The 14,289-nt window shown below is 64.9% G+C and carries 13 protein-coding genes; 3 read left to right on the top strand and 10 right to left on the bottom strand.

The annotated features are described in order from the left end of the window. Positions 1 to 24 precede the first annotated feature (24 nt). Positions 25 to 2,034, bottom strand: a complete 2,010-nt coding sequence (locus ACFOOR_RS09780) for a S9 family peptidase (protein WP_343164185.1) — start codon at positions 2,032 to 2,034, stop codon at positions 25 to 27. A gap of 94 nt (positions 2,035 to 2,128) precedes the next feature. Next, positions 2,129 to 3,148, bottom strand: coding sequence for a 2'-deoxycytidine 5'-triphosphate deaminase (locus ACFOOR_RS09775; protein WP_343164184.1), 1,020 nt, complete (start codon positions 3,146 to 3,148; stop codon positions 2,129 to 2,131). Positions 3,149 to 3,280: 132 nt separating this feature from the next. Here ACFOOR_RS09775 and apaG point away from each other — a divergent pair, with 132 nt between their 5' ends. Both apaG and ACFOOR_RS09765 read left to right on the top strand, forming a co-directional pair. After that, positions 3,281 to 3,673 carry a Co2+/Mg2+ efflux protein ApaG gene (gene apaG / locus ACFOOR_RS09770; RefSeq protein WP_343164183.1) on the top strand — a complete coding sequence of 131 codons (393 nt, stop codon included), beginning with the start codon at positions 3,281 to 3,283 and terminating at the stop codon, positions 3,671 to 3,673. 19 nt (positions 3,674 to 3,692) lie between these two features. After that, a complete protein-coding gene (locus tag ACFOOR_RS09765) occupies positions 3,693 to 5,147 on the top strand; it encodes a TrkH family potassium uptake protein (RefSeq protein ID WP_343164182.1) in 1,455 nt (484 codons plus the stop codon). Here the strand turns inward: ACFOOR_RS09765 and ACFOOR_RS09760 are convergent. The 3 genes from ACFOOR_RS09760 to ACFOOR_RS09750 form a co-directional block, all read right to left on the bottom strand. Next, positions 5,144 to 6,055 carry an Hsp33 family molecular chaperone HslO gene (locus tag ACFOOR_RS09760; RefSeq protein WP_343164181.1) on the bottom strand — a complete coding sequence of 304 codons (912 nt, stop codon included), beginning with the start codon at positions 6,053 to 6,055 and terminating at the stop codon, positions 5,144 to 5,146. The two genes, ACFOOR_RS09765 and ACFOOR_RS09760, sit on opposite strands and share 4 nt — an antisense overlap. Further along, on the bottom strand, positions 6,052 to 7,245 hold the full coding sequence (locus ACFOOR_RS09755) for an aspartate aminotransferase family protein (protein ID WP_343164180.1): 1,194 nt from the start codon (positions 7,243 to 7,245) through the stop codon (positions 6,052 to 6,054). Before ACFOOR_RS09755 ends, ACFOOR_RS09760 begins: the two co-directional genes overlap by 4 nt. A gap of 90 nt (positions 7,246 to 7,335) precedes the next feature. Then, positions 7,336 to 8,148 carry an ABC transporter permease gene (locus ACFOOR_RS09750; RefSeq protein WP_343164179.1) on the bottom strand — a complete coding sequence of 271 codons (813 nt, stop codon included), beginning with the start codon at positions 8,146 to 8,148 and terminating at the stop codon, positions 7,336 to 7,338. A gap of 217 nt (positions 8,149 to 8,365) precedes the next feature. Here ACFOOR_RS09750 and ACFOOR_RS09745 point away from each other — a divergent pair, with 217 nt between their 5' ends. After that, the gene (locus tag ACFOOR_RS09745; RefSeq protein WP_343164178.1) at positions 8,366 to 8,887 is read left to right on the top strand and encodes a GcrA family cell cycle regulator; all 522 of its coding nucleotides are present in this window, start codon (positions 8,366 to 8,368) and stop codon (positions 8,885 to 8,887) included. A 54-nt stretch (positions 8,888 to 8,941) separates the two neighbouring features. Here the strand turns inward: ACFOOR_RS09745 and phoB are convergent, their stop codons facing one another. From phoB to pstC, 5 genes are read right to left on the bottom strand one after another with little or no spacing between them, the layout of a single operon-like run. Continuing rightward, complete coding sequence (phoB, locus tag ACFOOR_RS09740; RefSeq protein WP_236955578.1) at positions 8,942 to 9,634, bottom strand: phosphate regulon transcriptional regulator PhoB; 693 nt, start codon at positions 9,632 to 9,634, stop codon at positions 8,942 to 8,944. A gap of 10 nt (positions 9,635 to 9,644) precedes the next feature. After that, the gene (gene phoU, locus ACFOOR_RS09735) at positions 9,645 to 10,349 is read right to left on the bottom strand and encodes a phosphate signaling complex protein PhoU (RefSeq protein ID WP_343164177.1); all 705 of its coding nucleotides are present in this window, start codon (positions 10,347 to 10,349) and stop codon (positions 9,645 to 9,647) included. Positions 10,350 to 10,372: 23 nt separating this feature from the next. Next, on the bottom strand, positions 10,373 to 11,161 hold the full coding sequence (gene pstB, locus ACFOOR_RS09730; RefSeq protein WP_343164176.1) for a phosphate ABC transporter ATP-binding protein PstB: 789 nt from the start codon (positions 11,159 to 11,161) through the stop codon (positions 10,373 to 10,375). 18 nt (positions 11,162 to 11,179) lie between these two features. Then, positions 11,180 to 12,910 carry a phosphate ABC transporter permease PstA gene (gene pstA, locus ACFOOR_RS09725; RefSeq protein WP_343164175.1) on the bottom strand — a complete coding sequence of 577 codons (1,731 nt, stop codon included), beginning with the start codon at positions 12,908 to 12,910 and terminating at the stop codon, positions 11,180 to 11,182. Continuing rightward, on the bottom strand, positions 12,903 to 14,162 hold the full coding sequence (gene pstC, locus ACFOOR_RS09720; RefSeq protein ID WP_343164174.1) for a phosphate ABC transporter permease subunit PstC: 1,260 nt from the start codon (positions 14,160 to 14,162) through the stop codon (positions 12,903 to 12,905). The genes pstA and pstC overlap by 8 nt, the downstream gene beginning before the upstream one ends. Positions 14,163 to 14,289: the final 127 nt, after the last annotated feature.

Below are 14,289 nucleotides of genomic sequence, written 5' to 3'. Positions count from 1 at the left end.
GCGGCGCCCCCCGGTTTTCAGGTCTCAGTCGGCGGGATTGTACCGATCGAGGAAGCTCAGCATCGCTTCGTAGAGCTGCTGGTTGTGATCCGGCGTCATCAGCACGGAGACGTGCGGACCGCCTTCGATTTCCACGAACTCGTTCGGACGACCGGCCGCGTTCAGGGACTCCGCCATGATATGCGCCTGCTCGACCGGAACGATCGTGTCTTCCGAACCGTGCACCAGCAGGATGGGCGGCGTGCGGTCGGAGATGTTCTGGCGCGGCGAGATCGAACGGATCCGCGCCTCTTCCCGGCGCCAGTCGCCTATGTATTCGGTCCAGTAGTCGACCGCGCCGCCGACCGCGCCGTATTCGCGGCCCTCGACCCAGCTCATCATCTCGAAGATGTCCGACACCGGCGCACCGGCGATGGCGCACTGGTAGAGTTCGGGCGTCAGCGTGGCACCCGCCAGCGCGGCATAGCCGCCATAGGACCAGCCGAAAATGCAGACGCGGTCCTCGTCGACGATGTTCTGGCCGGCGAGATATCCGATCGTGTCGGACACGTCGTCCTGCATCGCCCGGCCCCACTCATTGTGGCCCGCCTCGATGAAGGATTGACCGAAGCCTTCCGACCCGCGGAATTGCGGCTGGATCACGACATAGCCGCGCGACGCAAGGATTTGCGCCCACGGATCGAAGCCGTAGAAATCCCGCGCCTGCGGACCGCCATGCGGCAGCACGACCAGCGGCAGGTTTTCCAGTTCGCGGCCCGGCGGCAGGGTGACATAGGCCAGGATCGTGCGGCCATCACGCGCCCGGTAGTCGACGGGCAGCACTTCCGCCACCCATTCGTCCGGAATGTTGGGGCGCTGGCGGCCGATCAGCGACAGCGAACCGGCGGTGCGGTCGAACAGGTAATAGGCGCCTGCGGAACCCCCCAGTTCGCGTTGCACAACGATGCGATTGCCCGAACGGTCCCAGGTCGTCATCCGCACGACGCTGCCGGGGAAGGTGGCTTCCAGCTGCGCCTGCAGTTCACGCCAGGGCGAGTCGAAATACTCGTAGTGCGGGACGCCATCGTCCCAGTAGGCGCCGATGACGCTGTTGTCGCGCCAGTCGGTGAGATAGCCGCCGAAGTCCGCACCATTGGTGTCGAACATCGGGCCTTCCGTTTCTCCCGTTTCCGGATCGAAGATGAAGGCCTGGCGCACGTCCGCGCCGATCGGCAGCGAGGACGTCCACACGCGCAGGCCTTCGCCGGTCAGGCCGGCCGGCGATCCGACATTGGTGCGGATTCGCCGCGCCCGGTTCCCCCGGCCGTAGCGTTCGACCGTGTAGTCGCTGCGATAGGCGGTCCGCCAACCACTGCCGTTACGCGTGAAAATCTCGAAACGGCGGTTCTCGTTGTCGTTGTCGTAACGCAGAACCGGCTCACCGGTCTGATCAATGACGAATCCGGCCGTATCCGCCTCACCGACGGAAACCTGGTAACGGCGGTTCTGACGCATGTTGTAGCGGAACAGGCCGACGGTCGCCGACATGCCGTCTTCCGCGCCAGTGCGGCCTTGCGCCGAAAACCGGTCATCACGGATCGTCGGCAGAGAGATCAGGACGTGGTCCGGATCGTTCGGCAGCAGGGCGACAATCTGGGTCGAAGGGGGCATTTCCTCGAAATCGCGACCATCGGCCGCGAGCATGCCGATTCGCGACACATTCGCCTGGAACGCGCCGGCATTGACGTTGCGACGTTCGACAAAACGAACGGCAAGGTAGTCGTCATTCATCCACTGAACGCTCAGTGGAGAGATCCCTTCCTCGTCGGAGACCGACAGGACGCGCGATCCCGATCCGTCAATTCCGGTCACGATGATGCGGCGCTCATCCCCTTGTGAAGCCAGCATGGCCAGGCGCTGTCCATTCGGCGAAATGCGCACTGACGTCATTGCGTCGTTTGCGGCATAGGCTTCAATGGCAGGCGGCTGCTGGGCGTGGGCACTCCCCCCTAACACCATCGCGGCGAGGGCCGCGGCGGCTAGCAACTGACGCATGTCTTACTCCCCGGTTACAGACACATGGACGTTATATTGTGGTCCGGGGACGCCGGGGGGCAAGGCAAAGATTGCAGGCGGAGGCCAAAAAACCTCAGATAGGACCGAAATGCTTCGCAAGCTTCAGGTGTTGCGCCTGATAGTGCGAACCCGCTGTTCCATAGGGCCGTTCCGGCCGGTCCGTCATCGGTTCGAAGACGAGTTTTGCGACCGGCTGCCCGTGTTCGAGGATGAAGGGCACGTCGTGGCCACGCACCTCCAATACCGCCCGCCCGCCCTTGCCGCCGATCGATTCGACGCCGAAACCGGGGTCGAAAAAGCCGGCATAATGCGCCCGGAACTCGCCGATTTCAGGGGCGATCGGAGCCATTTCCGCAGCCTCGTCCAGCGGGATCTCGACCGCCTCGCGGGAGGCGAGGATGTAGAATTCGCCCGGATCGAGCACCAGACGGCCATCACCCGCCGGAATCGGTTCCCAGAAGATGGACGGATCGTGACCGCCGACCTTCTTCAGGTCGATCAGGCCGGCATGGCGGCGCGCCCGGTAGCCGATCGGGCCGGACCCATTGCCCTTCAGATCGACGCTGACGGTAATATCGCGTCCCGGCTGCCGCCCTCCGGTGCGCAGGCGCGCCTGGACCAGGCGGTCGCCGGGCCGGGCGAGAATCGAGAAGGTGCGCGGACAGATCTCGACATAGAGCGGGCCTTCATACCCTTCCGGAGCCTGATCGAAGGCCGCGGCGTTATCCGCGATCACGCGCGTGAAGACGTCGAGCCGCCCGGTCGAGCTCTTCGGATTCATCGCCGCGCTGATCCCGGCGGGCAGCTTCAGGCTTTCCTGCAGCGGCGCCAGATACACGCAGCCGGTTTCAAGCACCGCGCCTTCGCTGAGGTCGAGCCTGTGCATCACGACATCGCTGTCCAGCCGGTCGCGGACGGTGTGGTCAGTCCCGGGCAGGAAGCTGGCCCGCAGACGGTAGGCCGTCGTTCCCAGCCGCAGATCGACGCTGGCCGGCTGGATCTGGCCGTCCTCGAACGGGCTCAGCCCCAGGATGGCATCGCTGGCGATCAAGGTGCGCAGGCGCCGGTCGTTGAGAATTCCGGTCTCGGTCATGGGCGGCCATCCGTCGCGGCTTGAAGGGATCGGTGCGGAAGATCGGGTCTAACCGAAGGACGGGGCTTGAGCCAGCGCCCGCGCCATCGGAGAATGCGGGGCAACGGTCTGAACGCGGACCGGAGGGCGGCCATGTATGAATGCGAAACCGAAGGCGTGTGGATTCGCGTCGAACCCGACTATCTCGACGAGGAATCCGATCCCGACGAGGGCCGCTTCGTCTGGGCTTACACGATCGAGATCGAGAACCGCGGCGAGGGCACGCTGCAGCTGGTATCGCGCGAGTGGGAAATCACCGATTCGCGCGGCCGGATCGAGATCGTGCGCGGTGACGGCGTGGTGGGAGAACAACCGGTCCTGCGCCCGGGCGAGAGCTTCCGCTATACGTCGGGCGCGCCGCTCGGCACGTCGTCGGGCTTCATGAGCGGCAATTACCAGATGCGCCGCGAAGACGGGTCGCGCTTTGCTGCCCGCATCCCCTCCTTCTCGCTCGACACTCCGTTCGACCGACCGGCGCTGCACTGAGCGCGCGGCCAGGCGTCCCGTGACCGCTTCCATCCGTCCCATCATCTTCGTCATCGGCACGCTGATCATCGTCCTCTCCGCGGCGATGATCGTGCCCTTCCTGCTCGACCTGCATGACGGCCGGGGTGACAGCGCGCGCGCCTTCCTGTCGACAGGCTTCATCGGCATCGTCGCCGGCAGCGTGATGGCCATGGCCTCGCGCGGCGACAATTCGAACCTGTCGGTTCGCGCCGGCTTCATCCTGACCGCCGGGTCGTGGGCGGTTCTGGCCCTGTGGGCCGCCATTCCCATGCGCTATTCCGGAATCGGTCTCGACTGGACCGACGCGATCTTCGAATCCATGTCCGGCCTGACCACGACGGGGGCAACCGTCATCACCGGGCTCGACACCCAGCCACGCGGGCTCCTGATGTGGCGGGCGATTCTGCAATGGATCGGTGGCATCGGGATCATCGTCACCGCGATGGCGGTGTGGCCGCTGCTCGGCGTCGGCGGCATGCAGCTTTTCCGCCTCGAATCCTCCGACAACTCGGAGAAGATCCTGCCGCGCGCCGCCCAGATCGCCGCCGCGATCGCCGCGCTCTATCTCGGCCTCACCATCCTGTGCGCGCTGTGCTACTCGGCTGTCGGTCTTTCGACTTTCGACTCCATCGCCCACGCCATGACAACGATCGCGACCGGGGGGTATTCCACCCGCGATGCGTCGATCGGGGCTTTCCTCGACGAAGGCGGCGATCTTGTCGCGCTCGTCTTCATGATCGTCGCCGCCCTGCCCTTCGTGGCTTGGCTGGTGGCGCTACGCGGACGGCCGTCCGCGCTCTGGCGCGACCCGCAGGTTCGCGGCTTCCTCACCCTCGTCGTCGCCGCCACCGTCATTCTGACCGTTCTGCTGATGGCAACCGGCGCGCACGGCAATGAGTCGGCCTGGCGTTTCGCCGCGGTAAACGCCGTCTCGGTGATCACCGGTACCGGCTATGCCACGGCGGACTTCAATGCCTGGGGTCCGATCGCGCAAGCCAGCCTGTTTGCCCTGATGTTTGCCGGGGGGTGCGCCGGCTCGACGACCTGTTCGGTGAAGATCTTCCGCTACCAGATCGCCATTCTCGCGATCCGCCGCCACCTGGTCTCGCTGGTCCACCCCAATGCCATCACGCCGATGCGCTATGGCAACCAGGTCGTGAGCCAGCAGACCGTCTATTCCGTGCTGGGTTTTCTCTTCGCCTTCATCCTGATCTTCATCGTCAGCGCGATCATCCTGAACGCGATGGGGCTGGATACCGTCACCGCCCTGTCGGGCGCGGCAACCTCGCTGGCCAATGTCGGCCCCGGCCTGGGCCCCATGATCGGTCCGGCCGGCACGTTCCAGCCCCTGCCCGACCCGGCGAAATGGGTGATGACGGCGAACATGCTGATCGGCCGGCTTGAGGTCATCACCGTCCTGGTCTTCCTGACGCCGAGATTCTGGAAAAGCTAGCCTTGCGAGGACGACCGCGCCGCCGCGATTTCGGCCTGCGCGAACTCGAAGCGCTTGTTGCAGTATTCACAGGTCATCGCGACGGGATCGTCGTCCCCGATCTCCGCCGGGTCGAAACTCGCGAGCACGTTGACCAGCTTCGCCGTCGTGCATGGACAGTAGCGCGGCACGGAAACGGGTTCGAACATCCGCACCCCGTCCTCGTGGAACAGCCGGAACAGCAGATCGCCAGCCGAGATCGCCGGGTCGATCAGCTCGTCCGGCGCGATCGTGCCGAACAGGGCGCGGACATGGTCCCAATCCTCGGCGACATCGCCGCGCGCCGCATCGGGAGCGATCGCCTGCACGATGGCACCGCTGCCGCGCCACTGCGAGGGCCCGGTACCGGTCACCACTTCGCCGGCCGCAATGCGGATCATCGTCGGCACCTGTTCCGACTGGGCGAAATAGGTCTCGGCGCAATCCGACAGGCTGTCGCCTTCGAGAGACACGAGTCCCTGATAGCGTTCCATGCCCTCGCCGGGATCAATCGTCATTGCGAACGAACCATTCCCCAGCAGATCGTTCAGACCGGCATCGTCGGCAACCGTTTCGCCGGGGACCATCTGGGCCATCGCGCGCACGCCCCGGCCCTTGACCCATTCCGCCACCACGAAGCGGACAGGACCCTCGCCATTGGCTTGCACGATCAGCCGTCCGTCGAACTTCAGCGCATCCCCCACCAGAACCGCCAGGATGGCCGCTTCGGCGACCAGCCGGGCAACAGGTCTGGGATAGTCGTGCGCACCGGCGATCAGATCGAGCGTCGAGCCGAGCCGGGCAATTCGCCCGCGCACCGGCCGGTTCTCGATCTGGAAGGCGGCGACGATATTGTCGTCCGCGCCGAGGCTGTGGGCCGGCTCGCTCATCCCTTGAGCGACTGCGACGCGGCCTTCAGCGCCCCGTCGAGCTTGTCCAGTGCAATGCGGGCCTCGGCCTCCGTGATCGTCAGCGGCGGCGCCATCCGGGCAACATTGTCGCCGGCCGCGCCGATCAGCAGTCCGCGATCGCGGACGCTGGCGACGAAATCGCGCGCCACGACGGCCTCCTTCAGCTTCAGACCGATCAGCAGGCCGCGGCCGCGCACTTCCTCGACCACGTCGGGATAGGTGTCCGCCAGTCCATGAAGCTGCTGTTTCAGGAAGCCCGCGACATCGACCACATGGTCGAGGAAACCCGGCCGGGTCAGTTCGTCGAACACCGCATTGCCGACGGCCATGGCCAGCGGATTGCCGCCGAAGGTCGATCCGTGCGTGCCCATCTTCATGTGCTCGCCGGCGGCGTCGGTGGTCAGGCAGGCTCCCATCGGAAATCCCCCGCCGACACCCTTGGCCACGGCCATGATGTCCGGCTGGGCGCGCTCGGCCCATTCATGGGCGAACAACTTTCCGGTCCGGCCGGCACCGCACTGGACCTCGTCATAGATCAGCAGCAGGCCTTTTTCGTCGCACAATTCGCGTAGGCCCCGCAGGCAATGATCGGGCACCGCTCGGACACCGCCCTCGCCCTGGACCGGCTCGACCAGGATCGCGGCGGTTTCCTCGGTCACGGCCGCATGAAGCGCGTCGTGATCGCCGAATGCGATCTGGTCGAAGCCCTCCATCTGCGGGCCGAAGCCTTCGAGATATTTCGGATTGCCGCCGGCATTGATCGCGCCGTAGGAGCGGCCGTGGAAGGCACCCGTGAAGGTGATGATGCGATACCGGTGCGGCTCGCCCTTGGCGAAGAAATAGTGCCGCGCCGTCTTGATCGCGCACTCGATCGCCTCGGTGCCGGAATTGGTGAAGAAGACCCGGTCGGCGAAAGTGTGCTCGGTGTATTTTTTCGCCAGTTCGAGCTGTCCCGGCACGCGGAACATGTTCGAGGTGTGCCACAGCTTGTCGGCTTGCGCCTTCAGCGCGCCCACGAGTGCGGGATGGTTGTGACCCAGAGCATTCACCGCAATGCCGGCGATGAAGTCGAGATAGCGCTCGCCCGAGTCCGTGATCATCCAGACGCCGTCGCCGCGCACGAAGTCGAGATCGGGCGGGGAATAGGTGTCCATCAACGGAGCGGGCATGTCGGTCTCTCCTCTAGGCAAACGCCGCGCATCGTGATCCGAGGCGCGGCGCATGGCGTGTCTGTCGAAACGGGGTGTAAGCCTGTCCTGTCAGGTCTTCAAGCGCCAGCCTGACCGCAGCACCAGATAGCAGGCGATCAGCAGCACCAGATTGATGGCAGCGACCACCGCAGCGCCGATGATCACATTGCCGTCGGCATGGCCGGTGAAGCCGTAGCGGAAACCGTCAATCATGTAGAAGAACGGATTCCAGTGGCTGAGCGTCTGGAAGGGCTCGGGCAGGATCGACACCGAATAGAATGTCCCGGACAGGAAGGTGAGCGGCATGATGATGAAATTCGTCACCGCAGCCATGTGGTCGAATTTTTCCGCCCAGACCCCGCCGATCACCCCGACCATGCCCAGCATCAGCGCCGCACCGATCCCGAAATAGAGCGCCGCCCAGGGCACGTCCGGAACCAGGTCGATAAAGGGCAGCATCGCCGCCGCCGTGAACGCGCCCACCAGCAGGCCGCGCGTCGCCGCCCCGGCGATGAAGGCCGTCGCGAGTTCACCTGCGGAGATCGGCGGCATCAGATAGTCGACCGTATTGCCCTGGACCTTCGAGACGAGGATCGAGGACGACGAATTCGCGAATGCGTTGTTGAGGATGCTCATCAGGATCAGGCCCGGCGCCAGGAATTCCACGAAGGGCACACCGTCGACGGCCGGACGGTTCTGACCGAAGGCCAGCGAAAACACGATGATGAACAGCCAGGTCGTGACCGCCGGCGCCAGCAGCGTCTGCACGAAGACCTTGAGGAATCGCTGCACTTCCTTCCGGTAGAGAGTCCACAGGCCGAGCGTGTTGATCGCGCCGATCCGGCGCGGCAGGTGAAGGACGGTAGGATGCGGGTCGGTCATGGTCCGGAGCTAAACCGCGCCGCCGTTTCGGGCAAGGGGCACAACCGGCCGCTGCGACACGAATCAGCTTTCCACAGGCGAATCAGCGACCGCATCTTGTGAGTCGGATCATTCTGGATACTGTATCTAGCAACAGCCACGATATGTTGGGGTACAACGAAAATGACCCTCAACAGGTTGTATGGATAACGGGGTTTCCGGAGGGAGATTGAGCGCCATGGCCTGGACCGACGAACGCGTCGAAATGTTGAAGAAGCTGTGGGCCGACGGCCTCTCGGCGAGCCAGATCGCCAAGCAGCTGGGCGGCGTCACACGCAATGCCGTGATCGGCAAGGTACACCGTCTGGGTCTGTCGGGCCGCGCCACGCCGTCCCGACCGGTCCGCCGCCCGACCCCGACGCCGCGTCCGCGCCCCACGGCGCAGCCGGCCAAGCCGCGCGTCACCGCCGAAACCGCACCCGCCACGCGCGAGCCGGTGAAGGCGCCGGAACCCGAACCGCTTCCCAATGGCGAATTCGCGACCGTGCTGACGCTGAAGGACTCGATGTGCAAATGGCCGATCGGCGATCCGGCGACCGGCGATTTCCGCTTCTGCGGCCGCAAGTCCGATCCCGGCAACGCCTATTGCGACGCTCATGCCAAGATGGCCTACCAGCCGCAGCAGAAGCGCCGCCGCAAGACCTCAGACGCTGCGGCCGTGCTCGACTCGCTGGCTGCGACGCGGCGCCTGAATTTCTAGGCCTTCCGGTTCGACACCGACTGACAGGCGGCTGCCCCGGCAGCCGCCTTTCTTTTAGGCGCGTTCGGCGTCGAGTGCGTAGCCGGCCGACCGGACGGTGCGGATCGGGTCGCCCTCGCCGGCATTGTTCAGCGCCTTGCGCAGGCGGCCGATATGCACATCGACGGTGCGCGCTTCGACATAGACGTCCGAGCCCCAGACCGCATCAAGCAGCTGCTCTCGGGAGAAGACGCGGCCGGGATGCTGCATCAGATAGTCGAGCAGGCGGAATTCCGTCGGACCGAGATGCACTTCCGTGCCATCCCGCTTCACCCGATGCGCCACGCGGTCGATCACGATGTCGCCGCAGCGCACCTGGTCGTCGGCCAGACCCGGGCGGATCCGCCGCATCACCGCGCGGATGCGGGCAAAGAGTTCGGTCATCGAGAACGGTTTCACGACATAGTCGTCGGCGCCGGTGTCGAGTCCGCGGATCCGGTCGGCTTCCTCGCCTCGCGCGGTCAGCATGATGATCGGCACGTTGCGCGACTCCTGCCGGCCGCGCAGACGGCGGCAGACCTCGATGCCCGACACTTTCGGCAGCATCCAGTCGACAAGCACGAGGTCGGGATTGCTCTCCTCGGCCAGCATCATCGCTTCCTCGCCGTCACCGGCGACCGAGACGAGATAGCCCTCCTTCTCGAGATTGTACTGAAGCAATGTGGCCAGCGCGTCTTCGTCTTCGATCACGAGGATATGGGGCTGCATGACGCTCTCCTCAGGATTCCCGGTCCGGATCGGACATGCTGCGGTCGCGCCGCCAGTCTTCCCCGGTCAGGACGTAGTGAACCATTTCCGCAATATTGGTGTTGTGGTCGCCGATCCGTTCGAGATTCTTCGCGACGAACAGCATCTGCGTCGACGGCGAGATCGTGCGTGCATCTTCCATCATGTAGGTCAGAAGCTCGCGGAACAGGCTGTTGTAGATCTCGTCGATCTCGTCATCCGTCTTCATCGCCGAATGCGCATCGTCGAGCGATCCGGCCGAGAACGCATTCAGCACTTCATGCAGCTGGCTGACGACGAGGCGTCCCATCCGGTCGACGCTGCGCGTCATCTCGTGCGGCTCGCTCTCGTTCAGCACGCGGCAGCGGCGGGCAATGTTCTTCGCGAGATCGCCGATCCGTTCCAGCTCGTGACTGATCCGGTAGGCCGCGATCGTCATGCGCAGATCGGTAGCCATCGGCTGGCGCAGCGCGAACAGCCGGATCACGCGCTTTTCGATGTCGCGCTCCATCTGGTCGACCTGACGATCCCGCTCGATCACGCTGTCGGCCAGGTCGCCATCGCGGCGCATCACCGCCTGAAGGCAATCGGAAACCAGGGTCTCGACCAGTCCGCCCATCCGCGCCACGTCGTCGGAGAGCCGGTCGAGCTCCTCGCCGAATGATTTGACGGTATGGGTCTGGAAATTCGTGTTCATTGCCTGTCTTTCGTCGGACGACATCAGCCGAAGCGGCCCGTGATATAGTCCTGGGTGCGCTGGTCGCGCGGATTGGTGAAGATCGCCTCGGTCGGGCCGTATTCGACCAGATCGCCGAGGTGGAAGAAGGCGGTCATCTGCGACACGCGCGCCGCCTGCGCCATCGAGTGCGTCACGATGATGATGCAGTAATTCTCGCGCAATTCGTCGATCAGTTCCTCGATCTTCGCGGTGGCGATCGGGTCGAGCGCGGAACACGGCTCGTCCATCAGGATCACTTCGGGCGAAACCGCGATGGCACGGGCGATGACAAGACGTTGCTGCTGTCCGCCCGAAAGGCTGGTGCCGGGCTGGTCGAGACGGTCGGCGACCTCGTTCCACAGGCCGGCCTTCTTCAGGCTGGTTTCGACGATCGCGTCGAGTTCCGACTTGCCGGATGCAAGACCGTGAATACGCGGGCCGTAGGCAATGTTGTCGTAGATCGATTTCGGAAACGGGTTCGGCTTCTGGAACACCATGCCGACGCGCGCGCGCAGCACCACCGGGTCGACCGACTTGGAATTGATTTCCTCGCCGTCGATCTTCACCGAGCCGGATACCCGGGCGATGTCGATCGTGTCATTCATCCGGTTGATGGTCCGCAGAACGGTGGACTTGCCGCAGCCCGACGGGCCGATGAATGCCGTGACCGAGCGGTCGGGAATGCGCAGCGACACGCCACTGACCGCGGTCTTGCTGCCATAGGTGACTCCGACCGCGTCGAGCGCGACCTTGGCATTCTCGATCTGCGTGTCGTGATAGACCGTACTCATGCGTTCACGCCGTCCATTCTACCAACGGGTTTCGAAACGCCGGCGGAGGAAGACCGCCAGCGCGTTGAAGGAGATCATCAGGCCGAGCAGCACGATGATGGCCGCGGCCGTGCGGGCCTCGAAGGCACGCTCGGCACCGTCCGACCACAGGAAAATCTGGACCGGCATCACCGTCGCCGGTTCGGTCAGGCCATCCAGGCTCAGCGACGGCACGTCGGCGATGAAGGCGACCATGCCGATCATCAGCAGCGGCGCGGTCTCGCCCATCGCCTGGGCCATGCCGATGATCGACCCGGTCAATATGCCTGGCGCGGCGAGCGGCAGCACGTGGTGGAAGACAGTTTGTGTCTTCGATGCGCCAACGCCGAGGGCTGCCTCGCGGATCGAGGGCGGCACGGCCTTGAGCGCGGCGCGCGCGGAAATGATGATCGTGGGCAGCGTCATCAGCGCCAGCACCATGCCACCAACCAGCGGCGCCGATCGCGGCAGGCCGAACGTGTTGATGAAGACTGCGAGGCCGAGCAGGCCGAACACGATGGACGGGACCGCCGCGAGATTGTTGATGTTGACCTCGATCAGGTCCGTCAGCCGGTTCTTCGGCGCGAATTCCTCGAGATAGATCGCCGTGAAGACGCCGATCGGCATCGCCAGCGCCATCGTGACGGCGATGGTCAGGACCGTACCGATCATCGCTCCAAGGACACCGGCCAGTTCCGGTTCGCGGCTGTCGGCATTGGTGAACAGCCAGGTGTTGAACCCTTCTCTGACGAGCCCGCGGGCGACCAGTGTTTCGGTCCAGGCGATCTGCGCGTCGGAAAAACGCCGATCGGCCTGCGGCACAGACAGGGACAGGATCTCGGCCTCGTCCGATGCATCCGCTTCGGGGGACACCAGGAATGTGCCCGACACGGTGCGCCCGTCGGCCGAGATCGTGTCGATCGCCATGAAACCGCCGGCAATCCGGACAAGGCGGCTCGGCAATTGCGGCGTCAGTTCCAGATCCCCGCTGTCATCCCCGGTCTGAGCCCGAAGCGCAGCGGCCTGAACCCGGGCGGTTTCGGCATCGCCGGCCACCTGTTCGGACCGGGCCGCATCGCCGGCAGCTTCCGAACGCGTTTCATAGCGGGCGGCACGTGCCTCGAGCGCATCGGCGCGCAGGTCGAGGTCGGCACGGACCGCGTCAAGAACGGTCGCGAATGCACCGGTCTCGGATACGATCATGGCCCGGCCATCCTGCCGCGCGATCGTGAACCCGCCCGAGAGGGACGCGCTGTCGCTGCCGGTGATCTGACCCTTCAGGTAGAGATCGGCATGATCCGAGATCGGGAAGGTGAAGTCGATTGTCTGCCCGACGGACTGGGGGTGATCGGCGACCTGGTTCAGCAGGCGTGCGGCCACCAGCGGCGTGTAGAGGCCGAACAGGTCGCGAAGCTGCGCCCGGTCGGTCACGTCCGGGAATTGCGCCCGGAGCGCATCCTGAAGCAGGCCGTTATAGCTGCCGCGGCGCAGCGATTCCGGACTGCGGTCGCCGTCGGGATCGACACGCTCGGCGTCGAGCGTCACCTGAAGCGTCAACTCGTTCACCGAGAAGGCCGAAATCGCCTGGCTGCCGATCGACCCGATCAGCAGCGCCAGCATCGCCAGCGCAAACACGATCGCGGCAATTCCGAACGCCCGGAACCGCGCCTCGTCGCGATAGCGCTTGAGCAGCCGCTTCTGCACGGCGGACTGGCGGTCGGCACTAATCATACTTTTCCCGGTATTTCTGAACGACCCGGAGTGCGATCACGTTCAGCACGAGCGTGAACACGAAGAGGACGAGGCCCAGCGCGAACGCCGACAGCGTCTTCGGACTGTCGAATTCCTGGTCGCCGGTCAGCAGCATCACGATCTGCACCGTGATCGTGGTGACCGATTCGAACGGATTGCCGGTCAGGTTCGCGCCCTGTCCGGCGGCCATGACCACGATCATCGTTTCCCCGACTGCGCGGCTGACCGCCAGCAGCAACGCACCGACAATGCCCGGCAGCGCGGCCGGGAGAATGACTTCCCGCACGGTCTCCGACTTCGTGGCGCCCATGGCATAGGAGCCATCGCGCAGCGATTGCGGCACGGCGTTGATCACGTCGTCCGACAGCGAGGAGACGAAGGGGATGATCATCACGCCCATTACCAGTCCGGCCGAAAGCGCGCTCTGGGTCACCGCATTCTGCAGCGCGACGATTCCGGTCAGATCACCAACCCATTCAGCCGCGCCGCGGATCGCGGGGCCAATGGTGAGCAGCGCGAAGAAGCCATAAACGACGGTCGGGATGCCCGCGAGGATTTCCAGGAGCGGCTTCACGATGCGGCGCGTCGCCGGGCCGGCATATTCGGACAGGTAGATCGCCGAAAACAGACCGACCGGCGCGGCCACGATCATCGCGATCAGCGTGATCATCGCAGTGCCGGCAAACAGCGGCACGGCACCGAACGCGCCGGACTGGCCCACCTGGTCGGCTCGGATCGCGATCTGCGGGCTCCAGTGCAGGCCGAACAGGAAACGGTCAATGCGCCAGTCGATCGCCTCGAAGAAGCGCAGCGACTCGAACAGCAGCGACGCCACGATGCCCACCGTTGTCAGGATCGCGATCACCGAACTGGCCAGAAGGATCATGTCGATCAGGCGCTCGACATGATTGCGGGCCCGGAAACCGGTGCTGATGCGCCGCCGCGCAAGCGTCAGGCCCGCAAGGCCGGCCAGCACGCTGAGCGCCGCCGTCAGAAGTGCGGACGGCCAGGCCGCCATGCCGAGCTGACGCTCGACGAGTGTGGCAATCAGAACGACGGAAAGCGCCGGAATCGCGGTCCAGGCAGCCAGAAAATAGCCATGGTAATTGGGCAGGGAGTGAAGCTGGACCGGCCGGTCTCCGGACACCGCAACAGCGCGCGCACGGCCCGCATAGAATGCGGCCGCAATCAGGACGAGCAGGGCAAGACCTGTGATCGCGCTGACGGACATGAAGATCGGTATCCAGTGCTGTCTGTCATTCACTGGACGGATCAAAACCCGTCCAATCCGGCCAGCCTCTACACCGTGCCTCGCTGCGGCAGTATGTCAGTTCCACAACAGTTTCGTGACATCCACC

Source organism: Hyphobacterium vulgare (genome assembly GCF_042643335.1).
Lineage (GTDB): Bacteria > Pseudomonadota > Alphaproteobacteria > Caulobacterales > Maricaulaceae > Hyphobacterium > Hyphobacterium vulgare.
This window is presented reverse-complemented; position numbering and strand designations above follow the sequence as displayed.

Excerpts from the sequence above, each read along its gene's own strand:
- phoB (WP_236955578.1), bottom strand. The coding sequence starts at position 9,634 with ATGCAGCCCCATATCCTCGTGATCGAAGACGAAGACGCGCTGGCCACA.
- ACFOOR_RS09755 (WP_343164180.1), bottom strand. The coding sequence starts at position 7,245 with ATGCCCGCTCCGTTGATGGACACCTATTCCCCGCCCGATCTCGACTTC.
- pstA (WP_343164175.1), bottom strand. The coding sequence starts at position 12,910 with ATGATTAGTGCCGACCGCCAGTCCGCCGTGCAGAAGCGGCTGCTCAAG.
- phoU (WP_343164177.1), bottom strand. The coding sequence starts at position 10,349 with ATGAACACGAATTTCCAGACCCATACCGTCAAATCATTCGGCGAGGAG.
- apaG (WP_343164183.1), top strand. The coding sequence starts at position 3,281 with ATGTATGAATGCGAAACCGAAGGCGTGTGGATTCGCGTCGAACCCGAC.
- ACFOOR_RS09745 (WP_343164178.1), top strand. The coding sequence starts at position 8,366 with ATGGCCTGGACCGACGAACGCGTCGAAATGTTGAAGAAGCTGTGGGCC.
- ACFOOR_RS09775 (WP_343164184.1), bottom strand. The coding sequence starts at position 3,148 with ATGACCGAGACCGGAATTCTCAACGACCGGCGCCTGCGCACCTTGATC.
- pstC (WP_343164174.1), bottom strand. The coding sequence starts at position 14,162 with ATGTCCGTCAGCGCGATCACAGGTCTTGCCCTGCTCGTCCTGATTGCG.
- ACFOOR_RS09750 (WP_343164179.1), bottom strand. The coding sequence starts at position 8,148 with ATGACCGACCCGCATCCTACCGTCCTTCACCTGCCGCGCCGGATCGGC.
- pstB (WP_343164176.1), bottom strand. The coding sequence starts at position 11,161 with ATGAGTACGGTCTATCACGACACGCAGATCGAGAATGCCAAGGTCGCG.
- ACFOOR_RS09760 (WP_343164181.1), bottom strand. The coding sequence starts at position 6,055 with ATGAGCGAGCCGGCCCACAGCCTCGGCGCGGACGACAATATCGTCGCC.
- ACFOOR_RS09780 (WP_343164185.1), bottom strand. The coding sequence starts at position 2,034 with ATGCGTCAGTTGCTAGCCGCCGCGGCCCTCGCCGCGATGGTGTTAGGG.